Consider the following 25,371-nt stretch of genomic DNA (forward strand, 5'->3'; position numbering starts at 1 on the left):
CCTGTGTCGGGCGCACGTGTCTCTCCCCTGACGACCAAGTGCGGGGCGTCGGTCGCAGCAGCGGCCGTCGCGTCACGGGGGATTGATGCTGGTTTACAAGAGACATTGCGCGCTGAGAGGCGCGGCGAGCGCCCTGGCGCTGGCCGCTGTTCTGGCTGTTCACGCCTCGCCCGCGACGGCGCAGGAGACGGCGAGCTTCGAGGTTCGCGCCTTTCAGGTGAAGGGCAACACCGTCCTGCCGCCTGAGGCGGTGGAGCGGGCCGTCTATCCCTTCATGGGGCCCGGGCGGACCTCGGACGACGTGGAGGCGGCGCGCGCCGCGCTTCAGGCGGTCTATGAAGAGCGCGGCTTCATCGCCGTGTCGGTCTTCATTCCCGAACAGTCGGTCGAGGGCGGCGTCCTGATGCTGGAGGTGGCCGAACAGGCCATCGGTCAGGTGCTGGTCGAGGGGGCGAAGAACCCCGACGCCGTGCGCGCCCAGGCGCCCTCGCTGACGCCGGGTCAGACGCCGAACCTGCCGGCCTTCCAGCGAGACGTGGTGGCGCTGAACCAGAACCCGTCGCGGCGGGTGACGCCGGAACTGCGCGCAGGCGTGGCGCCGGGCACGCTGGACGTGGTGCTGGCGGTCGAGGAAAGCTCGCCCTGGCACGGCTCGCTGGAGCTGAACAACTATTCCAGCGCCTCGACCACCCAGCTGCGGGCGGCGGCGTCGCTGCGTCATGACAATATGTGGGGCCGAGGCGACAGCCTCAGCCTGTCGGCCCAGACGGCGCCCGAACGGACGACGGACGGCACTGTCTATTCCGGCAACTATCTGATGCGCCTCGGCGTCGGCACGCAGTTGCTGGCCTATGCGGTCCATTCCGACAGCGACATCGCCGTGGTCGGCGGCACCAACGTCATCGGCAAGGGCGACCTGGCGGGACTGCGTCTGATCCGCGCACTGGGCGGCGGCGACGGCTTCTATCATTCGCTGACGCTCGGGTTCGACTGGAAGAGCTTCAAGGAAGACGTGATCCTGGGCTCGGACCGGGCCGCCGCGCCCATCGAGTATTTCCCGCTGATGGCCTCGTGGCGCGGCGACTGGAGCGGCGAGGCGCGGCGCAGCGACCTGACCTTCAGCGGCGTCCTGGGCGTGCGCGGCCTGGGTGACGACAAGTGGGCCTTTGACGCCAAGCGCTACAACGCGCGCCAGAGCTTCTTCACGGTCAAGATCGACGCCTCGCACACCGAGGAGATGGTCCACGACCTGCAACTGACGGCCAAGCTGTCAGCCCAGTGGACCGACCGCCCGCTGATTTCCAACGAGCAGTTCGGCATCGGCGGCCAGAACTCGGTCCGCGCCTATCGCGAAAGCGAGGCCATGGGCGACTACGGTCTGGCCACGCAGCTGGAGATGCGTTCGCCGCCGCTGCTGGCCGACTGGCCGGGCGTAGATGAGCTGCGTCTCTACGGCTTCTGGGATGCGGGCTTCGTCGGCATCCACGATCCGCTGCCGGGTCAGAAGGGCGAGACCCTGCTGATGAGCGCCGGCGTCGGCGGGCGGCTGCGCCTCTTCCAATACCTCAACGGGGCCGTCGATGTCGGCACGCCCCTGATCTCCATGCCGGGCCGCGATGCGGGCCTGGTTTCCGTTCGCTTCCGCATCTGGGGGGAATTCTGATGGCTTTGACGATGACCAAGAAGGGGCTGCTCGGCGGCCTCGCCGCCGCCGTGCTGATCGGGGCCGCGGCCCCGGCCGCCGCAGCGGGCTGGTGGCAGGCGGACTATGCCTACCGCACCAAGATCAACCTGAACGCCCAGGCGGCGGGCGTGACGGGCGAGGTGGCCCGCGCCCCCGTCCTGATCCGCCTGCACACCGGCAATTTCGACTTCGCGGACGTCAAGGCGGACGGCTCGGACCTGCGCTTCGTGGCGGGCGACGACCGCACGCCTCTGGCCTTCCACATCGAGAAGTGGGCGCCGGCTGAACAGCAGGCCTTGGTCTGGGTCGATGTGTCGAACCTGAAGCCGGGCGCCGCCTCGGCCATCTACGCCTACTATGGTAATGAGAAAGCCGAGGCCGGCCAGAACGCCGCCGGGACCTTCGGCGCCGACTACAAGCTGGTCTGGCACTTCGACGGCGCCGGCGCGCCGCAGGACGCCACGTCCAACGGCCTGAACGGCGTCGGCGGCGAGGGCCGCAATACGGGCGGTCTGATCGGCCAGAGCCTGACGCTGGACGGCGCTGCTGCTGTCTCGGCGCCGACCGAAGCCTTTGCGCAAGGGCCGGTCTCGGTCAGCTTCTGGGTCAAGCCGGGTTCGGACGGTCAGTTGCTGGCCCTGCCGGGTCTGGCCCTGACGTCGGAAGGCGCGACCCTCTTCCTCGACGCCGCCGGCCAGCGCAGCGCAGGCGCGGCGCTTCCCGCCGGAACCTGGGCCCATGTCGCCCTGGTCAACGACGGCCAGAAGTCGACCCTGTTCGTCAACGGTCAACCGGCCGGCGAGGTCGCCGGTGCGCTGGCTTCCGGTCCGGCGGTTCTGGGTCAGGGCTTCGCCGGCGAGATCGACGAGTTCCGCGTGGCGGGCGTGGCCCTGCCGCAGGCCGCCTTCCAGTTGGCGGCCGCCAGCGAAGGGCAGGGCGCCAAGCTACTGACCTTCGACACGGCCGAGCAGACCGAAAGCGGCGGCCACAACTACTTCGGCATCCTGTTCAAGGCGCTGACGGTCGACGCCTGGGTGGTCATCATCATCCTGGGCTTCATGCTGGCCCTGGCCATCTGGGTCATGATCTCCAAGGGTCTGATGTTGGGCCGCACCACGCGCGCCAATGAGGAGTTCCTGGACGCCTATCGCCAGTCGGCCCGCGCCTCGAACGGTCATGACGGTCTGGGCGATCTGCCCGCCAGCCTGAACGCGCATTCGCCGTTGGCTCGCCTCTATCAGATCGGTCGGCGCGAACTGGGCCTGCGTCTGGCCGAGGGCAGGGCGTCGGGTAGCCGATTCGCCATCCGTCCGCAGTCCATCGCCGCCATCCGCTCGGCCCTGGACGCCGGTCAGGTGCGCGAGAGCCAGAAGCTGAACAAGTGGATGGTGCTGCTGACCATCGCCATCTCGGGCGGTCCCTTCATCGGCCTGCTGGGCACGGTGCTGGGCGTCATGATCACCTTCGCCTCGGTGGCGGCGGCGGGCGAGGTCAACATCAACGCCATCGCCCCCGGCATCGCCGCGGCCCTGCTGGCCACGGTCGCCGGTCTGGCCGTCGCGATCCCGGCTCTGTTTGGCTACAACTACTTGCTGAGCCGGGTCGAGGACGTCACCGCCGACAACCAGATCTTCGTCGACGAGCTGGAAAAGCGCATCGCCGAAACTTGGCAGGATGTTCCCGCCGCCGCCCTCGCGGCGGAATAGGGAGCGCTGACCCATGCAGGTTCAGGGCAAGAAACCCTATAACGAGATCAACATCACGCCGCTGGTCGACCTGACCTTCGTGCTGCTGATCATCTTCATCCTGCTGACCACGGCGGCGGTGCAGGGCATCAAGGTCGACCTGCCGTCGGCCTCGGCCTCCCAGGTGCTGGATCAGCCCAAGTCGCGGGTCATCGCGGTCGCCAACGACGGCACGGTGTCGATCGACGCCGTTCCCGTCTCGATGGCCGAGCTGGAGCAGGAACTGCGCGCTTCCATCGCCTCGACGCCGGACCTCCCGGTGATCCTGCGCGGCGACCGGGCGGTGCAGTACGACCAGATCATGCAGGTGCTGGACCTCTGCTCCAAGGTCGGCGTCGGCAGCCTGGGCATGGCCTCGACCCGCCCGCCCGGCGCGGGGACCTGAGCGCCATGACCTACGCCTATCTGGCGGACGATCCGCCGCCGCCGCCTCGTCGGCGCAGGATCAACTGGCCGGTGGTCGGAGCGGTCGCCGTGCTGGCCGCCGTGCTGGCCGCGACCTTCCTGCGGCCCGCCTCGGTCAGCGAGCGTCAGCGCGAGGACAAGACGGTGCGGGTGGTCCTGCCGCCCCCGCCGCCTCCGCCGCCGCCGCCTGAGGTGGTGCAAGAGAAGCCGCCCGAACCGACGCCGACCCCGATGGATCAGCCGGTCGAGGCTGCGCCTCCGCCGCCGGATGCGCCGTCCGAGCCGACGGTCGGGGACAGCGCCCTGACCGCCCGCGAAGGGGCCGGGCCGTCCAACTACGGTCTGGCGCGCGGCGACGGCTCGGGAACCCGCATCGGCGGGCGTCCCGGCGGCGGCGACGGCGGTTTCGGCGCCTATGGCGAACTGGCCCGTCGTGAAGTGACCCAGGCCGTCCAGGGCGAACGCGACCTGAGCCGGGGCCGCTACTCCGCCCAGCTGGCGGTCACGGTCGATGCCGAGGGCCGCATCACCTCGGTCCGCCTGCTGCGCGGCACCGGCGACGCTCGTCGCGACGCCGCCCTGCAACGCGCCCTGACCGGCCTGAGACTTTCCCGCCGTCCGCCCGACGGCCTGCCCGTCATGCGTATCGAACTGAACGCCCGAAGCGGCGCCTGACCTCCCTGGGGATTACCGTAATGAACCGTCCTAACCGCCTCAAACCGGCCCTGATGGCCTGCGCCGCAGGTCTCAGCCTGCTGGCCGCCCAGCCGGCCTTCGCCCAGACCGTCGACTCCGCCAAGCTGCTGGAGCTGATGGTCGCCAAGGGCCTGGTCACTCGCGAGGAGGCCGACGGCCTGCTGGCCCAGGCGACCGTGGCGCCGACCCCGGCGCCGGTCCCGGCCGGCGGTGTGGCCAACGGGGTGCAGACCATCCCCTATATCCCGCAGGTCGTCCGCGATCAGATCAAGGAAGAACTGCGCGCCGAACTGGGGACGCAGGCTCAGGCCCAGGGCTGGTCGGCGCCCGGCCAGACGCCGGAATGGACGCGCGGCATCACCCTGTCGGGCGACATTCGCGTGCGCGGCGAAGGCGTCTTCATGGACGACAATAACGCCGACATCTTCGTCGATTACGGCGCGATCAACGGCGGGCCCGGCCAGAACATCAACGACAAGACGCCGGGCTATGTCGGCCCGCCCTACCTCAACACCCTGGAAGACCGCCAGCGCGCCCGCATCCGCGCCCGCTTCGGCCTGAAGGCCCAGATCGACAGCTGGATCTCGGCCGAGGTGCGCGTGGCCACCGGCAATGACAGCTCGCCCGTCTCGACCAACCAGACGCTCGGCGGCGGCGACGAGTTCGGCAAATACGCCCTGTGGCTGGATCGCGCGGCCATCCGCCTGACCCCGGTTCAGGACGTGGCTCTGGATTTCGGCCGCTTCGCCAATCCCTTCTGGACCGGCGATCTGGTGTTTGACGACGACCTGAACTTCGACGGGGTGGCTGTCTCGGCGCGCCATGCGCTGAACTCGGAGTTCGCCGTCTTCGGCACGGCCGGCGCCTTCCCCATTTTCAACACCGACTTCAACTTCGGCTCGCGCAATGCGCCGGAAGGCAAGGGCGGGCCGTTCGAGAGCCGGGACAAGTACCTGCTGGCGGCCCAGCTGGGTCTGGACTGGACGCCGCGCGACGACGTGCGCGTGCGCGCCGCCGTCGGCTACTTCAACTTCGACGGCGTGGAGGGCGAGGTCTCCAAGCCCTGCCAGTTCTACGAAACTGTGTGCGACACCGACCCGACGCGTCCGCAGTTCCAGCAGTTCGGCAACACCATGTTCCCGATCCGCAACGTGGTCGCCGATCCGCTGAACCCGATCACCAGCCCCGAGAACCAGTATTTCGGCCTGGCCTCGGCCTATGAGGTGCTGAACGTCCGCGCCAGCCTGGACTTCAACGCCTTTGACGGCGTCGGCTTCCGGGTCGAGGGCGACTATGTCGAGAACCTAGGTCTCGACGACGCCATGATGCGTCTGCGCGCGGTCAACAACCTCGGCCCGTCGACGACCGTTCCTGACCCGACCAACGCCAACGGGACCGTTACTCTGCCCGGCGCCTGGGACGGCGGTTCGTCGGGCTGGTCGGTCAAGCTGACGGCGGGCAGGCTTGACCTGGCGTCGCGCGGCGACTGGAATGTTCACGCCGGCTATCGCCATCTGGAATCCGACGCGGTTCTGGACGCCTTCACCGACAGCGATTTCCACCTCGGCGGGACCAACTCGCAGGGCTGGATGGTCGGCGGCGCCTATGCCTTCGGCAAGAACACGGCGGTCAGCGCCCGCTGGCTCTCGGCCGAGGAGATCGCCGGCGCGCCCCTGTCGGCGGATCGCCTGCTGATCGACCTGCTGACCCGGTTCTGATCCGCGCCATGATGACGGTTTTCGCCCTTCTGCGCTCGATCCTTCGCCGCGTCGCCTTCGACGGGTCGATCGGTCGCGCCTGTGCGGACGCTGTCGTCATGCGCTCTCGGTTCGTCGTCTCGCCCGGTTCACGCCCGTTCCGGGGCGAGGCGATGCGGGCGGGCCGCCTTGGCATATCCCCTGTCAAGGCGCCCCGTCTTCTTCCGCTGCTGGCGCTTGCGCCCGCAACGGCCCTGGCTCAGGAGCCTGCGCCCGCGTCGCCGTTCGCCAGTCTTTGCGTCCAGGTCGATGTCGGCGGTGATCGCGCCGGTCATCTGGATTGCGCCGCCGAGGCGTTGCAACGCGCCGCCCGCATCGCCCAGAGCCAGGCCCGCGCCGCCTTCGAGGCGCCGACGCCGGACGCGCGCTCGTCCGACCTGACCGTCGGCGTCGTCAGCCAGACCGCTGTGCGTCAGCGGCTGGGCTCGAACTTCGGTCAGTCCGTCCATCCCCAGCGTCCCGTGCGGCCCGCGCCGACGCCGCGACCGGGAGGACGCCCATGAGCCGCTCCGACCTTTCCCTTTCTCAGGCCGAGGGCGCCCCGCGCCCCGTCTGCTCCCTCATTCGCCAGACAGCCGCGCTCGCGGCCTCTGCTCCTCTGGAGATCGCCCGATGATCCGTCTCGACTCGCGTTCGCTGCGCCGCCGTCTGCTGGTCGGCGCCTCGCTCGGCTCCCTGATCGTCGCCGGCGCCGCCGAGGCCCAGAACCGGGGCGCCTTCGGCAGCCGGGGCGGGGCGGGCGCCAATCCGACCGCCGCCGTCAGCCAGGCCATCCAGGCCGAGGCCGGTCGCGCGGCTCAGGCGTCGTCCGCCAGCCAGCGCGCCATCGCCTCCTTCGCCCGCGCCGCCGCCACGCGCAGCGCCATGAGCGCGGCTCAGAACGCTGCTCGCGCCGCCGCCCAGGCGGCCCAGAGCCATATCCCCAACGGCCTGGGGCAGGGCGGGCTTCAGGTCGCCGACGGCGTGACCCTGGACCCCAATCTGTGGATCGGCGCCAATGGTCCGACCCAGACGACGGAGGCGGATGGCCGCACCACGGTCACTGTCGGCCAGACCGAGCAGAAGGCCATCCTGACCTGGGACAGCTTCAACGTCGGTCGCGAGACGGACCTGGTCTTCAACCAGCAGGGCCGTTCCGACTGGGTCGCCCTGAACCGCGTCACCGACGCGAGCGCTGATCCGACCAAGATCCTGGGCAGCATCAAGGCTGACGGCTCGGTCTACATCATCAACCGCAACGGCATCATTTTCAGCGGCGCCTCGCAGGTCAACGTCCGCAACCTGATCGCCTCCACGGCCAATATCTCGGACATCCAGTTTCGTGAGCGCGGCATCTACGCGACCGAGACGCCCAGCCCCAACTGGTGGGAGCCGCCGATCCTGATGCCGGCCTTCACCAACGCCGGCGGCGCGGTGAAGGTCGAGGCAGGCGCGCGGATCACCACGACCAAGCCGGCCACGGTCGTCGAGGGCGGCGGCTTTGTCGCCCTGATGGGGTCCGAGGTCGAGAACGCCGGCTCCATCGTCACGGCGCGGGGCCAGACCCTTCTGGCGGCGGGCGACAACTTCATCCTGCGTCCGGGATACGGCACGGCGGGCAATCCGAGTTCGACCACGCGCGGTCAGGAAGTCGCCATTACCCTGAACGCCGGCAGCGACGCCGGCCGGGTGGTCAACAGCGGCGTGGTCGAAGCGACCGAGGGCGACATCACCCTAGCCGGGCGTCACGTGGTTCAGGACGGCGTGGCCATCGCCACCACCTCGGTCAATACGCGCGGCACCGTTCACCTGCTGACGGACCTGAGCGACGCCGAGTCCAGCGTCACCCTGACCGACGACAGCCTGACCCTGATCCTGCCGGAACTGGACAGCGACGCCACGGCGACCAACGCCCAGCGTGACGCCCTGTTGGCGGAATCGGCCCTTGGCGTCGGCAGCACCATCTTGTTGAACAACCAGGGCATCAACCGGCTCAGCTACATGCTGCCGGACCGCAAGGACATGTCGCGGGTCGAGATCTCCACCGGCGGCTCGGTCGAGTTCCAGGGGGCGTCCCAGACCATCGCCCAGGGCGGCCAGATCGCCGTTGTGGCGATGAAGCGCACCACGGTCCACGACGGCGCCGAACTGAACGTCTCGGGCGTGCGCGACGTGGCCATGGACATGGCTTCCAACAATCTGAAGGTGAACATTCAGCCGTTCGAGCTGCGCGACTCGCCGCTGAACCGCGAGGGCGAGGGTCTCAAGAACAACGACGTCTGGATCGATATCCGCGACCTGATCCTGCTACCCAGCGGCACGGGCGGTCATGAGGGGGATCGCTACTATACGCCGGGCGGCCTGATCGAGGTCGGCGGCCATCTGGGCAACACCGCTCACGGCATAGGCGAGTGGGCGGCCCAGGGCGGGACCATCGCCATCTCAAGCAAGGAGATCGTGGCTCACAAGGGGGCGGTGTTCGACATCTCAGGCGGGTCGCTGGACTACGCCGCCGGCTATATCCAATCGACGCGGATGCTGGGCTCGGACGGCAAGCTGTACGACCTCGGCAAGGCGCCGGCGGGCGTGAAGATGCTGGCCGTCGGCAACGCCTTCGTCGTCAATCATGACCGCTGGGGCGCAGCCTTCCAGGAGGTCTATGCCCAGCCCCTGTTCAACTCGGCGCGCAGCGTGCGCTGGGAGGCGGGCTATACGGTCGGGCGCGACGCGGGCGTCCTGTCGCTGTCGGCGCCGACCGTCCTGTTCGACGGCCAGATCGTCGCTGACGTGGTGGTCGGCGACCGCCAGACGGGCGTGCGCCCGACGACCCCGCCGGTCATCAAGGACGGCGTGATCTCAGGTGACTTCCCGCAACGGCTCGACGGCTATGACCTGCCTCAGAACGTCACCCCGCTGGCGGGCGGCCTCTATGTCGGCAACAAGCTGCACCAGACCTATGCGCCCGTCCTGACGCAGGAAGTTCCGTTCGCCAACACGGTGATCTTGGGCGAAGGCGGCGGCGCGGTCGGGGTCGAGGCGGGGGCTGCGCTGACGCCGGACCTGCTGAACACCGTGCTCCTGTCGGCCGAAGCCCTGAGTGAGGCCGGACTGGGTTCGCTGCGCGTCAACGGCGGCGCCATCAAGATTGAGGGCGACCTGACCCTGAGCCCCGGCGGCGACGTGGCCATGCGGGCTCAGACCATCGACGTCGAGGCCGATATCACGGCGCGCAGCGGCTCGATCTCACTGGCCGCGGTTCCGCCTTGCAGCGCGGGCTGCACCGCCGTGACGGACCTGACGGTCGGCGAGGGGGTGACGCTGGACGCCAGCGGCCTGTGGGTCAATGTGAAGACCGGCGGCGACATCCGCGACCTGGCGCACCTCGAAGGCGGCTCGGTCATGCTGGAAAGCCGCCAGGGCAACCTGACCCTGTCGAAGGACAGCCTGATCGACGTCTCGGCGGGCGGGGCTGTCCTGCTGGACGGCAAGACGGTCGGCGCCAAGGGCGGCTCGGTCGGCCTGGCCGTCGGCGCCGAGCTGCGCGCCGTCATGGGCCAACTGACGCTGGACGGCGCCATTCACGCCTATGGCTCAGGCGAGAAGGCAGGCGGCACGCTGACGGTCTCGGCTGCTGGTCGGCCGATCACCATCGGCGAGGCCTTGCTGGGCGGCGGCGAGGAACTGGCTGCGGGCGAGCCCGCGCCCATGGACCTGCAGCTTCTGGAAGAACTGGTGCTGAAGGCCGGCGAGGCCCTGCCGTTCGACTACAGCTATACGGTGGATCGGATCGCCGCCGGGCAGCCCCTGCCGGGCACGACCAATGTCGAGTTCACCGGCATCACCCTGACCGGCGAATGGACGATCCCGGATGGGGTGGAGGTCTATGACGCCGACTACAATATGTATTTCGGCGGGACGGTGTTGCCGGCCGGCTTCTATATCGAGCTGGGCTATGGGCAGTTGCCAGGGGGCACGATCGTTCCGGCCGAAATCTGGCCGGACGGTATCAGCATTCCGCCGGTCGCCTACACCTACGCCAAGGGGGAGATTCTCCAGGCCGATCTGATCCTGCCGGCGGGGCGGACCATCGCCGCCGGGACCGTGTTCCAGACGGCGATCAAGGTCGCCAAGCCTCTGCACCTTGAGGCTGACCTCTTCCAGACCGGCTTCTCTCGCTACGACATCCGCGCAGGCGGCGACCTGCATGTCGGCGGCCAACTGGACGTCAGCGCGCCGGTGCGTCGCTTTACGGCCGACAGCGTCAACATCGCCAGCGGCGCCGCGCCGCAGGACGCCATGGAGCTGTGGACGCCGGACATGCTGCGCGAGGACGCGGCCAACGGCCGGTTCGTCCAGCGTCAGGGGGCCAGCCTCAATCTGACGGCCCACGGCCTCAGCGAGCGCAACTGGATGACCGGCTATGGCAACCCCATGACGGACCCCCGCCCGATCGGCGAACTGGTCCTGGCCGAGGGCGCGAGCATCCGCGTCGACGACGGTCAGTCGGTCAGCCTGACCGCGATGGAGGGCATGAGGATCGACGGCCGTATCGAGGCGCGCGGCGGCAAGGTGACGCTGCTCGCGGGTCGCGAAGAGAACGAACGGCGCGACTATCAGCCGTCGGAAATCGTCTACAACCCGACCACCGCCCTGTGGCTGGGCGAGAACAGCGTCATCGACGTTTCGGGTCGGGGCGTGAGCGCCCTGGGCGCCGACGGCGCGCGCTACGGCCACGTCTCCAAGGGCGGCGAGATCACGGTCGGCGGCAAGCGCGCGGCCTATGTGGTGGTGCGTCCCGGCGCCGTTCTGGACGCCTCGGGCGCCTCGACCGAGATCGACTATCTGACCTCGGCGCTGACGGGCGACAAGGGGACCCTGACGGTCGCCAGCGACGGCGGCGCGATCCGCTTCCAGTCGCAGTACGGCGTCTTCCTCGACGGCGACATGCGGGCCCATGCGGGCGGCGCCGGCGTCTCGGGCGGGCTGCTGTCGGTCACTTTGAACACGCCCTATGTGGCGCAGCTGGGCCTCGGCTCGCGCGACATGCCCGACTACATGCGCCGTCTGCGCAGCATCATCCTGGGCCAGGAACAGGACAGCGGTCTGACGGCGGACCTGCAATACGGCGACTGCGTCACCGGCTGCTGGACGCCGGGCCAACTGGTCGCCGACGCCATGGCCGCCAAGGACGGCATGGCCGATGTGGTCGGTCAGGCGCGTATAGGGGTGGACCAGATCACGGCGGGGGGCTTCGGCAGCCTGACCCTGGACTCGTCGGACGTCGTCCTGCTGGACGGGGCGGTGAACCTGAAGCTGGCGCGCAACCTGACCCTGTCGGGGACCATCGGCGCGATGGGCGACAGCGCAGACCTCGATTCCAGCCTGAGCGCCGCCTACGTCCGCTTCGTCGCCGCCGGGTCGATGAACGGCAACAACCTGGTCCGCTCGGAAGACGGCCGTCCCGCCCTGTTCAAGATGCCGGAGATCGGCGCGGGCCGGCTGACGATCACGGGCGGTCTGGTCGACATGGGCGGGGCCCGTTTCGGCGTCAACGGCTCGATCGGCCTGTCGGGCGGTCGCCAGCTTGACTACGAATACGCCGCGCACGGCCAGATCGACGTGGTCAGCCGCAGCGACATCCGCATGACCGGCGGCGAGGTCAATGCGATCAGCAACATCTCGCTGACCGCCGCCCAGATCTATCCGACGACCGGCGCGACCGCGGCCATCTATGCGGGCAAGTACGTCTACACCATTCCCGGCACGACCAACTCCTACATCTCCCTGGTGCCCGGAGGCGTCGTCAGCTTCCACAAGCTGGAGGGGGTGACGCCCGCCGCGCCGTTGTCGCTCTATGGTTCGCTGACCGTGGGCGCCGACATCATCAATCAGGGTGGGGTTCTGCGTGCGCCGCTCGGCTCGATCGTTCTGGGCGTCGGCGGCGACAAGTTTGTTCCCGGCCTCGACCAGCTGGAGCCCGGCCAAAACTACTGGACCGAAGTATCGGTCACGACCTCGGAAGTGAACCTGCTGCCCGGCAGCCTGACCTCGGCCAGCGCCAAGGATCTGGTCATTCCTTACGGCGGGACCATCGACGGCCTGATCTGGCGTCTGAACGGCGCCGACCTCAAGTCCACCCTGAACAGTCAGGGCGTCACCGTCGTGGGTTCGCTGCGGGCCGATGAAGGTTCGGTGCTTGACCTGTCGGGCGGCGGCACGCCGGCGGGCGCGGGCTTCGTTCCCGGTCGCGGCGGCTCGGTCGACGTCCTGAAGACGGCGCTGGCCAATCTGAGCCCGGCCTTCGAGGGTCTGAGCCACGCCGACAACAAGGTCTACGCCATCGTGCCGTCCTATGGCGGTTCGGTCGCGCCGACGACCATTGACGGTCACGCCCAGCCGGGCGTCGGCCAGCAGATCGTCATTCCGGCCGGAATCGAGGGTCTGGCGGCGGGCGTCTATACCCTGCTGCCCGCCGAATACGCGCTGATGAACGGCGCCTTCCGGGTGGAGCTGGGGTCCAACCTGCCGGCGGGCAGCGGAAACCTGACGCATCTGGCGGATGGGTCGACCCACCTGGACGTGACCACCTCGATCGCCAACACCGACATCCGCAGCGCCCTGAAGGTCGAGGCCATCCTGACGCCGGCCAAGGTGGTCCGCACCTATTCCCAGTACAATGAGACCAGCTTCGGCGAATTCCTGCTCAAGGCGCCGGCGTCGGCTCAGTTCAATAATCCGCTGCCGATCCTGCCCGAGGACGGCAAGACCTTCCTTCTGGCCCTGACCCCGCCCAAGGCCGACAGTGATCGTCCGGCCTTCTCCTTCAAGGGCAAGGGTCTGTTTGATGCAGCCGAGGGCGGCCTGGGCGGCGCGCTCGCCGTCGTCGCCGGCTCCTACTACAGCAGCGGCGACTACACCCTGGAGATCCTGGCCGACGGCGCGACGGGCTCCGAGAAGTCCCTGTCCCTCTATGCGTCCGACCTGAATGCGGTCGGCGCGCGGATCATGACCCTGGGCGGGGTGTCGCACCGGGTCTCGACCAGCCTGTCGAACAGCATCCAGGTGCTGGTCGGCGCCGGCATGCCCAACCAGCCCAACTTCAGCTACAGCGGCTTCGCTGGCGTCGTCGTGCGCGAAGGCGCAGTTCTGGAGGGGCCGCAGGTCCTGCTGGTCGCCGACCGCAACGCCGACATCCTGGTCGAAACCGGCGCACGGATCACGACCCTGGGCAAGGGCGACCCGGCCTTTGACTCGACCATGGGCTACACGCTGATGGCCAACAATGTGAACCTGCTGGCCGTGTCGAACGGCCTGCTGGAGTTCACCAGCAATACGGCCGCCGCCGGCAGCACGGGCGTCATCACCGTTCAGGACGGCGCGTCCCTCTATTCCGACGGCACGCTCAGCTTCGTCACCCCCGGCGCGGTCAGCCTGGGCGAGAACGTCAACTATGGCGCTCGCTACCTGGCCTTCGCCTCGGGCGCTGTGAACATCGGGACCAGCGCGGCCCTGGCCGAGGCGGCGACGGACGGCGTTCTGCCCTCGGGCATCGCCTTGAACCAATCTGTGCTGGACCGCCTGATGGCGGGCGACCAGAGCGCGGGCGCGCCCAAGCTGGAGCGGCTGATCCTGTCGGCCAGCCAGTCGGTCAACTTCTATGGCTCGGTCAGCCTGGACACCCGCGACGCGACCACCGGCGTTTCGAAGCTGCAACTGGTGCTGAACACGCCGGCCCTCTACGGCGCAGGCGACGCGGGCGACGTGGCCCAGATCACGACCGGAACCCTGGTGTGGAATGGCGTTCTGGGCGTCCAGGGCGACCAGTGGAACTCGGCCGTCATCACCGGCCTGCCGGGCGCGCCGATCCACGGCGGGCCGGGCGAGGGGCTGGGGACGCTTAACCTGATCGCCGACCGCATCGTCCTGGGCTACCAGGACGGGCTGGCGATCAGCGCCAACCTGCCGCTGAACCGGCTGGCCCTGGGTTTCAGCACCGTCAACCTGACGGCGACGCAGCGCATCGAGGCCAACCACAAGGGCGACCTGGCCGTCTATCAGTCGCAGGCCGTCTATGGTCAGGCGGGGCAGGGCGGCACGCTGAACCTGACCACGCCGCTGCTGACCGGACAGGCCGGGTCCAGCCTGCACTACAAGGCGGGCGGCGCGATCAACCTGAGCGCGCCTGCGGGCGCCACGGCGGTCGATGCCGCCAAGCCGCAGCTGGGCGCCGAGATCAAGATGACCGCCGCCAGCATCACGGCGGACACCACCATCGCCCTGCCCAGCGGCCGACTGGTCCTGACGGCGACCGAGGGCGATATCGTCCTCGGTCAGAATGCACGCCTCGACATGGCGGGCAAGGCGACCGACTTCTTCGATGAGACCCGCTACAGCTGGGGCGGCGACGTCGAGCTGGAAAGCGCCAAGGGCGACGTCGTCCTATCCTCGGGGTCCAAGATCGACCTGAGCGCCGACTACAACCATGCGGGCACGTTGAGGGTCACGGCGCTGAACGGCGCGGCGACCCTGGACGGGGTCATCGAGGCCCACGCCCGCAACGGCGACAAGGCGCCTGACGCCTCGCTGCGCAACGGCTCCATCGACATCCGCGCCAACGTGGTCAGCGACTTCAAGGACCTGAACGAGCGCCTGACCGAAAGCGGCGTCACCGAGAGCCGCAGCTTCGTCATCAAGACCGGCGACCTGGTCATCGGCGACGAGGTCAAGGCGCGTCAGGTGACGATCGCGGCGGACGGCGGCGATCTGATCGTCAACGGCCGCATCGACGCCAGCGGCGCACGCCCCGGCACGATCCGCCTGTCGGCGCGCGACGATCTGACCCTGGCTGCGACGGCGGTGCTGGACGCCAGCGCCGACACTGTTGTGATCGACGGCTATGGCGCGCCGATCGAGGCGTCCAACCGCGCCAACATAGAACTGGCCAGCGGAGCCGGAACCCTGACCCTGGCGTCGGGGGCGACGCTGGATCTGTCGTCGCCGGACGGCGTGAACCGGGGCCGGGTCGAGCTGAACGCCCCGCGTCTGGGCGGCAATGACATCGCCATTCAGGCGGGCGGCGCGCTGACGATCAAGGGCGCCGACAGCCTGTCGGTCAACGGCTTCCGCACCTATCAACCGGCGGGCGGCGTCATCAGTCAGGCCCTGATGGATGACATCCATCTGGACAGCACGGCCTTCATCAACGCCGCTATCGCCAACCAGGCCCTGTTGGAGCGTCTGGCCGGACTGCGCGCCTATCAGGACGCCTTCCATCTGCGTCCGGGCGTGGAGCTGGCCAGCGCGCCGGGTCAGAGCCTGAGCGTATCGGGCGATCTGAACCTGGCCGGCTATCGCTACGCCAGCCTGAACGCCGACACGCAGATGACCGGCGTCTATGGCTCGGGCGAGGCCGGCGTCCTGCTGGTTCGCGCCGCCGACGACCTGAACATCTACGGCAGCATCACCGACGGCTTCGGCGAGCCTGCGCGCACGCCGGACGACAACGGCTGGGTGCTCTATTCAACCAGCGATGCGGGCGGCGTCGGCGTCTGGCCGGCGGACCATCAGCTGTCGGCCCCGGTCAAGCTGGCCGCCGGCGCCAGTTTCCCGACCGGCGTCAAGCTGACCTTCGACGCGCCGGTCGACGGCTTCAGCGTCCTGGGCAATACGGTGATCGGCGCGGAGACGCGTCTGGCCCAGGCCGTAACCCTGCCGCAGGATTGGGTGGCGACCTCGGCTATCCATCTGCCGGACGGCAGCGTCATTGCACGCGGGTCGATCCTCGAAGCCGGCACGATCCTGCCCGCCGATGCGCGGCTGGAGCAGGGCGCCATGTTCCCGATGACGGTGGCGTTGCAGGCGACGACCTGGCCCAAGGACACGCCCTTGCCGGCGCTGTTGAAGCTGTCCGAGGCGACGCAGCTTCAGGCCGGCGACATCCTGCCGCGCAACACCAATATCGCCATCGCGGGTCTGTTTGGCCTGATGCGCGATCCGGTGGTGCTGGACGCGGCCTATGTCATGCGCGGCGATCCGATCGCGCCGGGCGTCACCACCTTCCTCGGCGGGCGGGATTCCGACCTGGTGCTGGGTTTCGAGATCGAGGTGCGCGACAACAGCCGCATTTTCTCGGGGACGACCATTCCCTTCGACTTCGTCAGCAGCGAGTACGACTACATTTTCGCCACGGGTTGGACGGCGACGGCGCCCATCTGGGCCAGCCGCGCAGCCTTCGAGGCGGGGTCGGCGCCCCTCTATGCGGCAGGCGCGACCGTCACCAGCTATATCGAGCCGGGGGCCTATTACGGCTCGGGAACCGTCATTCCGACCGACGTGGGCGACAGCTTCGGCATCCTGGCTTCGCGGGTGCCTGCCGGGACCCCGATCAATGTGTTCGAGGGCGAGGTCGCGCTGAACCGCAACATCACCCTTGCGGCAGGCGTGACCGTGCCGGCGGGCGTCAACCTGCAGCCGCTTGGTCAGACCTTGCACAACACTCGTCCGGTTCAGGCTGACGGGACGCAGGGCCGAATCTGGGCCGTGGCGCCCATGCTGGCGGCGGGATCGCAGTCCTGGTCGATGCGCTTCGTCGCGGGCGCCGACATCGGTTCATCGGACGGGCGCACCCTGCGTGCGGCGACCGACCTGGCCAATGCAGGCCATTCGGGCGACCTGACCCTGTCGGACCGTCACTACGTCAATCCGCAGGCCACGACGGCGGACGGCTTCTCGCCCAACTGGCTGACCGGCATGAAGCTGATGCAGAACTTCAGCGTCATCCGCACCGGGGTCGGCTCGCTGGACCTACTGGCGGGCGGCGACTACGAGCAGATGTCGCTGTTTGGCGTCTATACGGCGGGCACGCCTTCGGCGGAGATCGGCGGGCTGACGCTGGACGGTCATAACGTCTACAACCAGCCGCGCGGGACGCTGGCGGGGTCCAGCGGCATGGCCAATCCGTGGATCGGTCAGAACTTCGACGGCTACGCCGCCTCGATCCAGGACTATCAGGCCTGGTATCCCGAGCACGGCGGCGACCTGACCCTGGCGGTTCAGGGGCGGCTGACCGGCTACGCTACGGATCGCGACTCTGGCTACCAGCGGGTCGGCAGCGGCTCGGTCGGCAACTGGCTGTGGCGTCAGGGCGGCTATGGCGTCACCGACGGTCAGTCGGCGCAACTGGGGCAGGACGTGCCCACCGCCTGGTGGATCAACTTCGGCGGCTATGTCCCGAACAACGCCGGCAGCTTCAACGACTACGTCAACTTCAACGCTCCCCTGCTGGAAGGCTTCATGGGCATCGGGGCCCTGGGCGGCGGCAATCTGATCGTGCGCGCAGGCGGCGACGCAGGGGTGCATCAAAACTGGGCCCTGAACTCGGCCGGCTATCCCGACAGCAACCTGGGCCGGATCGCCAGCACGGCGCTGAACTTCGCCGTCGGCGGTACCGGGCGTGTGACTTCGGTCATCCGCAACGCCGGCGTCGTCGTGGACGGTACGGTGGTTCAGACCGGCGGCGGCGACATCGACATTCGCCTGGGCGGCACGCTGAACGCCGGAGCGGGCGCGGGCGCGCCTTCGCCCCTGGCGGGCGGCGTCGTCAACCTGCGCGGCGATACGGCCGTCATGGCGGGGGGCGTAGGCGCCACGGCCTACGTCGGCGGGCGGGATGAACTGGACCCGCGTCGCTTTGATCCGCTGCGGACGCCGTTCCAGGACGCCTATGGCGGCATCACCCTGGTTCTGGGGGACGGGAACGCCAGCCTCAACACGCGGGGCGATCTGGTCCTGACCGGCGTCGGCGATCCCGGCTCGACCGTCACCTCTATCGCGGGCGTCTCGGTCGGCTATGTGGATGCTTCGGGTCAGTTCATTCGCCCTGACGGCCTGATCATGCAGACCAGCTTCTCGCTGTGGCGTGACGACACTCGCATCGACCTGTTCAGCGCCGGCGGCGACGTGACGCCGATCACCGGGGGCGACGGCGATGCGGGCGGTCGTGAAGGCCGTTACTGGTATCCGCCGATCCTTCGGGTCACGGCGGCCCAGGGCAACATCTACTGGAACGCCGGTCGATGCGACGACTACAACTGCAGCGCAGGCATCCTGCCGTTGGAGCTGGCGCCGTCGCCGCTGGGCCAGGTCGAGTTCCTGGCCGGGGTGTCGATCCTGGGCGGCGGCTTCCGGGTCACGGACAGCGCCGGCCCGTTCGCCGCCGGTCGACCGATCGCCCTGTCGGGGATGTCCAACGCCCTGGACCTGCTGCCCAATCCGTTCCGTCCGGTGTGGATCACGGAATGGCGCAACTTCGTGACGGCGGACCCGAACGCGGTGAAGCCTGTCCAGGGCAACGCCATGAGCATCGGCGGACTGACCGCCTTCCAGAAGGACACGGCCACGGGAACCCTGATCGCCGGTCGCAAGGCGCCTGCGCTCTTCTATGCGGCGAACGGCGACATCAGCAACGTGAGCTTCGGCTTCATGACCTATGAGGGGCAGTCGCAGCTCTATGTGAACTCGGGTCCGGTCGATCTGCGGGCCTCGCGCGACATCGTCAACCTCGGCACCGGCACGGGTCTGGGTTGCCCGCCGGGTGGTCCGGCGGAATGCCGCGCCGCCGCCTACCTGTTCGGCGTCTTTAACCAGGGCGGTCTTGTGGTGCACAACGACCCCGCCGACATCTCGCTGATCTCGGCGGGCCGGGACATCATCTACGGCAACATGACGGTGGCCGGTCCGGGCAACCTGGTCGTCGAGGCGGGGCGCAACATCTATCAGGCGGACAACGGTCGCTTCACCAGCGTCGGCCCGCTGTTCGACCTGTCGCCCTCGACCCGCAACGGCGGGGCCGGAATCTCGATCCTGACCGGGGTCGGGGCGGGCGGTCCCAACTATGACGTCTTCACCGATCTGTATCTGGACCCGGCCAATCTGGCCGAGGTCGGGCGGCCCCTGGCTGATCAGGCCGGCAAGGTGGTCAAGACCTACGACGTCGAACTGGTCCAGTGGCTGAAGGATCGCTTCGGCTACGAGGCGTCCGGCTCCGAAGACGCCCTGACCTACTTCAACGGTCTGGATCGCCAGCAGCGCGGCGTCTTCGCCCGACAGGTCTATTTCGACGAGCTGAAGGCGGGCGGTCGCGAATACAACGACCCCAATGGTCCGCGTTTCAGCAGCTATCTGCGCGGCCGCAACGCCATCGCCGCCCTCTTCCCCGAGAAGGACGCCCAAGGTCAGGCCATCTCCTACGCCGGGGATCTGACCCTGTTCGGCGGCTCGGGCGTGCGCACCCTGTTCGGCGGCGACATCGAGATGCTGGTGGCCGGCGGCCAGACGGTAGTCGGCGTCGGCGGGGTGGCGCCGCCTTCGACGGCGGGCATCCTGTCCATGGGCTCGGGCGATATCGACATCTATTCGTTGAAGTCGGTGCTGCTGGGCCAGAGCCGGGTCTTCACCACCTTCGGCGGCGACCTGCTGATGTGGTCGGCCGAAGGCGACATCAACGCCGGGCGGGGGTCCAAGTCGACCGCCGTCTATCAGCCGCCGCGCCGGGTCTATGACGGCTACGGCAATGTCACCCTGTCGCCGCCGACCCAGAACACCGGCGCCGGCATCGCCACCCTGAACCCGATCCCGGAAATCCAGGCGGGCGACGTGGACCTGATCGCGCCTCTGGGCACGATCGACGCGGGCGAGGCGGGCATCCGGGTCTCGGGCGACGTCAACCTGGCCGCGCTCCAGGTGGTCAACGCCGCCAATATCGAGGTCCAGGGCGACGCCGTGGGCATTCCGGCGGTGGCGGCGGTCAATACCGGCGCCCTGACGGCGGCCTCCTCGGCCAGCAGCTCGGTGGTGGCCGAGGCCGCCCGTCTGGCCGAACGGGCCCGTCCCAAGACCGGCGACATCCCCGCCATCATCACCAGCCGCTTCCTCGGCTTCGGCGAGTAACCGACAGCGGGAGGGAGGCCGACGCGCCTCCCTCCATGCTCCCCATTCTGACTGGAGTATCCCATGTCCCAGGCCATTGCCCTGCCCCTGTTTTATCGCGACCCGCAGCCGCTCTCGGCCGCCCAGCACGCCGCCTGGCGCCTGAAGGACGGCGACGTCGCCTTCGCCGCCGAAACCCCCTTCGTGCCCGTGGTGGTCGGCGAGATCGCCGCCGCCGCTCGCAGCTATCCCGTCGTCTTTTCAGCCGGGGAGGGGGCGCAGCCCGTGGCCGTCCTGGGTCTGGAGCAGCGCAACCTGTTCGTCGCCGAGGGCCGCTGGATGGACGAAGCCTATGTGCCCGCCTATGTGCGCCGCTATCCGTTCGGCTTCATCTCGACGATCAATCCCGATGGCTTCGCCCTGGCCATCGACGCCGCGTCCGATCGCGTGACCCGGTCCGGCGAAGAGGGAGCGGCCCTGTTCGACGGCGATCAGCCCAGCCAGCTGACGCAGGACGCCATGGCCTTCTGCAACACCTTCCAGGGCGAGGCCGCGGCCACCCGCGCCTTCGGCGAGGCCCCGCGCGCCCAGAACCTGCTGATCGACCGCCGCGCCGACGCCACCCTGCCGGACGGGCGCAAGCTCGGCCTCGACGGTTTCCAGGTGATCGACACGGAACGGTTCGCAAACCTTGACGAGGCTGTCGTGCTGGACTGGCACCGTAGGGGCTGGCTGGCGCTGGTTCACTTCCATCTGGCCTCGCTGGAGCGTTTCGGCGCGCTGCTGACCCTGCAAGCCCAGGCGGCTGCGACCGCTGAACCCGCGACCAAGCCGACCAAGTCAAAGAAAGCCTGATCCATGACCACCCGCTCCATTCTCGCCGCCCTGACCCAAACCCTGGTCCTGGCCGCCGTCGCGGGCGCCGCCGTGCCAGCCGCCGCGCAACAGGCCCAACCTCTGGGCGGCCCGGTCATTCCGGGCGTCTGTCTGCTGTCGCGCGAGGCGGTCTTCGCCAACGCCGCGGCGGGCAAGGCCGCCAGCGCCCGTCTTCAGGAACTGGCCGCCGCCGCCCAGACCGAGATCGAGGCCGAGCGCCAGCCGCTGGAGGCCGAACTGCGCGCCCTCGAAAGCCAGCCCGACAACACCGCCCGCCGCCAACGCGCCGAGGCCCTGGCCGGCCAGTGGCAGACCCTGCAACAGAAGGCCGCCCACGCCGGTCAGGAAGTCGAGGCCACGCGCGTCAAGGCGATGGAGCGGATCGCCAACGAGGCCCAGCCCGCCATCGCCCAGGTCTATGCCACCAAGTCGTGCGGCCTGCTGCTGGACCGCAACTCGGCCCTGGGCGGCAATTTCGCCAACGACCTGACCGCCGAGGTGGTGCAGGCGCTGGACAGCCGCCTGTCGACCATCACCTTCGAACGCGAACGCCTGCCCCAGGCCGCCGCCCAGCCGGCGCGATAGAGCCGTGACCGGCGCTGCAACCCGTCCCAGACGGTCGTCCTGGCGCGCCCTGGCGACCGGGCTGGCCGCCGCGCTCGGGCTTGCGGCGCCGGTTCAGGCCCAAAGCCTGTCGCCGGAGGCTGCGCCCGCTGCGTGGGTCGCCTACGCCGAAGCGGCGACGCACACCTTAAAGACCTGGCTGGAGGAGGACGACGAGGCGGCGTCCAACCTGCGTCTCTACCTGGACCAGACTCGTTCGGGGCCTGATCAGCCGACGCCGTCGCTGGAGTTGAAGCTCTGGATCGCCTCTGACGGCGTGGTGTCGCGCGTCGGCTTTGCTCCTTTGGGCGACCCAGGGGCGGACGCCGATCTTCAAACGTCGGTGCAGGGACGACGATTGCCGCCGCCGCCGTCTGGAATGCTCCAGCCCCTGCGTCTTGCCGTTCAACTGGAAGCGGCCACCTAGCTGGAGGCCTTTTCGAGCCGACGCAGGCTCGGGCGACGCTCGGTCAGTAGGTGTAGGTCAGGTCCACGCCCCACATCCGGGGTTCGGTCAGGCCCACGAACGGCGTGCCCAGTGTCGTGGCGGTGATGTTGTTGACGCCGGTCACATACTGATTGTCGAACAGGTTGTTGACGTAGACGCCGAGCTGATAGCGCGCGTTCGCAGTCCGCCAGTAGAGGCGCGCGTCCGTCCGGTTCTGAGCCTCGGACGGGTCGAACCAGCGGGTCTTCAGGCAAGAGCCCTGGCCCGTCGAAGTGGTGTTGCACCGACCCTCGCCGCGATAGGCGTGGATCACCTGCATGTCGAGCGAGCCCATATCGCCCAGGTTGTGGCGATAGGAGGCGCCGGCGGCCGCCGACCACAGGGGCTCGCCGGTAGGCTGCCCGGCCAGATCGCCGTCGTCGGTGATTTTCCGATTGTAGGTGGCGTCGATGTACTGGGCGTTGGCGAACAGCTTCAGTCCTTCCAGCGGCTCCACGTCCAGTTGCATGTCGAGGCCCCAGGCCGTGTCGTCGCTGGTCTCGATCAGATACTGCGGCACGCTGGAGCCCGCCGGTACGACCAGGCGGATCGATTGCTTGCCGTCATAGTCGTACTGGAAGGCCGAGATGTTGAGGCGGGCCTTGGCGCCCAGGTCGCTCTTCAGGCCGATTTCAAAGTTCTGGACGTCTTCGTTGTCGAAACGCGAGGCCACCTCGACGCTGTTGAAGCCTCCGGCCTTGTAGCCCTTGGCGTAGGAGAAGAAGACCATGGCGCTGTCGGTCAGGTGGTAGTCTGCAACGAAGCGCGGGCTGAGGTCCTCCCACGAATCCGACAGCTTGCAAGTCACGCCTTCCTGAACGGTGACGCCGTTTTCGCACGGCACGCCGGCCAGACCGGACAGGTCGAAGACATAGTCGGCGTATAGATAGCCGAGGCCCGGACCCATGTTGTCGCTGAGCACGAAGTTGATCGTCGGGTCATTGAGCACCGCGTCCAGTCCGGGCGCGACGCGGCGGTCGTTCAGCCACTGGAACGACTTCTTGTCTTGGGTGTAGCGCAGACCGAACGTCAGGTTCAGGCGATCCGTGGCGGCCCAGATGACGTCGGCGAAGAGGGCCGTGGCCTCGAAGTCGCCCTCGTTGATCATGTCCTCCTGCCAGCTGTGGCCCAGGGTGCTGGCGGGAATGCCGGCCATGCCCAGGATCATGTCGGCGAGCGAGAACAGCGGCATGCCGGCCGCATTGGTCAGGATGGTGTTGATGCTGTCGGTGGTGGCGTAGGTGTCGCTGCGCTGCTTGGCGTTTTCGGAATAATAGCTGGCGCCGGCGATCCAGTTGAAGGCGCCGCTTTCACCGGCGAGGCGGAATTCCTGATACCAGGATCGGTTCTTTTCCCGGTTGTTGGTGTCGAAATACAGGTCCGGGCGGTTAGTGCCGTCCTCGTCCTCGCGGTTCTCGGTGGTGAAGCGCCGGACCGAGGTCAGGGAGGTGAAATCAATGTCGCCAAAGGCGTGTGTGATGGTCAGCACGCCCTCGTCGAGGCGGCGCGTCTCGTGGTTGTCGATGACGTCGTTGAAGACGCGTCGCTCGAACGGATTGGTGTAGTCGGCGGGGTCGGACGGGAAGGCGGGCAGGCCGGGCGCCGCCGGGATGGGCGCGACGCCGATCGCCGGGCGCGCATCCTGATCGATCTCGTCATGGGTCCAGCTCAGGATCGCCTGGGTCTGGGGCGTGATGTCCCAGCGCAGGGCCGCGCGGGCCGCCCAGTTGTCTTCGCGATCATAGTCCTCGCCCGTCGCGCTATCGATCAGCCAGCCGTCGCGGCGGTTCACCAGCGCATTGACCCGCAAGGCCATGGCCTCGTTGATCGGCACGTTGATCAGGCCCTCAAGACGGCGCTTGTCATATTCGCCGAGCCGCAGACCCAGCCGGGCCTCGAGCTCGTCGCTGGGCTTGTTGGTGGTGATGGAGACGGCGCCTGCGGCGCTGTTGCGGCCGAACAGGGTGCCCTGCGGCCCCTTCAGCACCTCGACCCGCGCCACGTCGCTGAACGCCAGCAGGGCCGCGCCGGATCGGGCGGCATAGACCCCGTCGATATAGACCCCGACCGCCGGGTCGGTCCCGACGCCGAAGTCCGAGGTCGCGACGCCGCGAATGCTGTAGCGCGCCTGGGTCGGGCTGGTGTTCGAGACCGACAGGCCGGGCACGAAGGCGGCCATGTCGCCCATGTCGTCGGCGGCCAGCGCCTCCAAGGTCGCGGCGGTGAGCACGCTGACCGTGATCGGCACCTCCTGGAGACTTTGTTCGCGGCGTTGGGCGGTGACGATGACGTCGTCCAGCGACGTCGCCTCCTGCGCCCTGGCCAGATCAGGCCCCATCAGAGCGACTGCGCCCACGCCTGCAGCCAACGTCGCCTTCAGGCAGAATTCCATCTTGATCATAGTCGCCCTCCCAAATCCCCGTTCCCTGAACTTTACGAAACAGAATATTATTCCGTTTGACAAGGGGCTGTGCGCCTATGCGCCCTTGCAGGGGCGTCAGGTCGTGTTAGACGGCCTGTGGAACCGGATGGAGAGGACGACGTCAGTGGCCCCGCGCACGCCGCAAGAGACCACCGCCACGCTGGCCAAGACTTTGGAACGGCGCACGGCGCCGATGCAGCAACGTGCGCGCGACCGGATCGACAGCGTCCTGGCGGCGACCGAACGCCTGCTGGCGACCACCTCTGTGGACACCATCACCACCAGCAGCATCGCCGCCGAAGCCGATGTGCCGGTCAGCTCGATCTATCGCTACTTCCCGAACGTCTTCGCCATCTACAAGGAGCTGTTCGAGACCCTGGTGTCGCAGATCCACGGTCGAATCGCCGAGATTCTTGAGAACCCGCAGTACACCTCCTGGCGCGAGCGTCACCTTGAGGTCATGCTGGTCCTGAGAAGGACCTTGAACGAGGACCCGGCCTATCGGCCGCTGTTCCACCTGATGCTGACCACCCGCGAGCTGCGGATCGTCAAGGAACACGCCAATGCGCAGATCGCGGCCTATCTGGCGGCGCGGTGGGAAAAGGGGCTGGACGGCTTCCATGGCACTGCGCCGCTGGCGGTCGCACGCATGGCCACCGAGATCTTCACCTCATTTGAAACCCTGACCAGCGGCGAGGCCCAGTCGGAATGGACCGACAGCCTGTTCGCCGAGGCCACGCTGGCGCTGGAGCGCTATCTTTCGCTCTATCTGGAAGACCCCGCCTGAGACG

12 protein-coding genes are annotated in these 25,371 nt (G+C 68.4%); 11 read left to right on the plus strand and 1 reads right to left on the minus strand.

Annotated elements, in window-relative coordinates; genetic code table 11:
- Positions 1 to 85 precede the first annotated feature (85 nt).
- From DXK21_RS10460 to DXK21_RS10505, 10 genes are all read left to right on the plus strand, one after another.
- Positions 86 to 1,663 carry a ShlB/FhaC/HecB family hemolysin secretion/activation protein gene (locus tag DXK21_RS10460; RefSeq protein WP_114817725.1) on the plus strand — a complete coding sequence of 526 codons (1,578 nt, stop codon included), beginning with the start codon at positions 86 to 88 and terminating at the stop codon, positions 1,661 to 1,663.
- The gene (locus tag DXK21_RS10465) at positions 1,663 to 3,390 is read left to right on the plus strand and encodes a DUF2341 domain-containing protein (protein ID WP_170136959.1); all 1,728 of its coding nucleotides are present in this window, start codon (positions 1,663 to 1,665) and stop codon (positions 3,388 to 3,390) included. The genes DXK21_RS10460 and DXK21_RS10465 overlap by 1 nt, the downstream gene beginning before the upstream one ends.
- Before the next feature lie 13 nt (positions 3,391 to 3,403).
- Positions 3,404 to 3,814 (plus strand): ExbD/TolR family protein, encoded by a 411-nt coding sequence (locus DXK21_RS10470; RefSeq protein WP_114817727.1) that lies wholly within the window; start codon positions 3,404 to 3,406, stop codon positions 3,812 to 3,814.
- 5 nt (positions 3,815 to 3,819) lie between these two features.
- On the plus strand, positions 3,820 to 4,509 hold the full coding sequence (locus tag DXK21_RS10475; protein ID WP_114817728.1) for a TonB C-terminal domain-containing protein: 690 nt from the start codon (positions 3,820 to 3,822) through the stop codon (positions 4,507 to 4,509).
- A gap of 20 nt (positions 4,510 to 4,529) precedes the next feature.
- Positions 4,530 to 6,248, plus strand: coding sequence for a putative porin (locus DXK21_RS10480; RefSeq protein WP_114817729.1), 1,719 nt, complete (start codon positions 4,530 to 4,532; stop codon positions 6,246 to 6,248).
- Positions 6,249 to 6,256: 8 nt separating this feature from the next.
- Positions 6,257 to 6,790 (plus strand): hypothetical protein, encoded by a 534-nt coding sequence (locus tag DXK21_RS10485; RefSeq protein ID WP_114817730.1) that lies wholly within the window; start codon positions 6,257 to 6,259, stop codon positions 6,788 to 6,790.
- 109 nt (positions 6,791 to 6,899) lie between these two features.
- Complete coding sequence (locus DXK21_RS10490) at positions 6,900 to 20,213, plus strand: filamentous hemagglutinin family protein (protein WP_114817731.1); 13,314 nt, start codon at positions 6,900 to 6,902, stop codon at positions 20,211 to 20,213.
- A 63-nt stretch (positions 20,214 to 20,276) separates the two neighbouring features.
- The gene (locus DXK21_RS10495; protein ID WP_114817732.1) at positions 20,277 to 21,047 is read left to right on the plus strand and encodes a SapC family protein; all 771 of its coding nucleotides are present in this window, start codon (positions 20,277 to 20,279) and stop codon (positions 21,045 to 21,047) included.
- A gap of 3 nt (positions 21,048 to 21,050) precedes the next feature.
- On the plus strand, positions 21,051 to 21,653 hold the full coding sequence (locus tag DXK21_RS10500; RefSeq protein WP_114817733.1) for an OmpH family outer membrane protein: 603 nt from the start codon (positions 21,051 to 21,053) through the stop codon (positions 21,651 to 21,653).
- 4 nt (positions 21,654 to 21,657) lie between these two features.
- Positions 21,658 to 22,098 carry a hypothetical protein gene (locus DXK21_RS10505; protein ID WP_114817734.1) on the plus strand — a complete coding sequence of 147 codons (441 nt, stop codon included), beginning with the start codon at positions 21,658 to 21,660 and terminating at the stop codon, positions 22,096 to 22,098.
- A gap of 43 nt (positions 22,099 to 22,141) precedes the next feature.
- Here DXK21_RS10505 and DXK21_RS10510 read toward each other — a convergent pair whose 3' ends face one another.
- Positions 22,142 to 24,559: a TonB-dependent receptor gene (locus DXK21_RS10510; protein ID WP_114817735.1), complete on the minus strand. Its 2,418-nt coding sequence runs from the start codon at positions 24,557 to 24,559 to the stop codon at positions 22,142 to 22,144.
- Between the two features lie 145 nt (positions 24,560 to 24,704).
- On the opposite strand from DXK21_RS10510, the gene DXK21_RS10515 reads away from it, so the two are divergent.
- Positions 24,705 to 25,367 (plus strand): TetR/AcrR family transcriptional regulator, encoded by a 663-nt coding sequence (locus DXK21_RS10515; RefSeq protein WP_162790641.1) that lies wholly within the window; start codon positions 24,705 to 24,707, stop codon positions 25,365 to 25,367.
- The last annotated feature ends 4 nt before the right edge of the window (positions 25,368 to 25,371 follow it).

The organism is Brevundimonas bullata (assembly GCF_003350205.1).
Taxonomy (GTDB): domain Bacteria; phylum Pseudomonadota; class Alphaproteobacteria; order Caulobacterales; family Caulobacteraceae; genus Brevundimonas; species Brevundimonas bullata.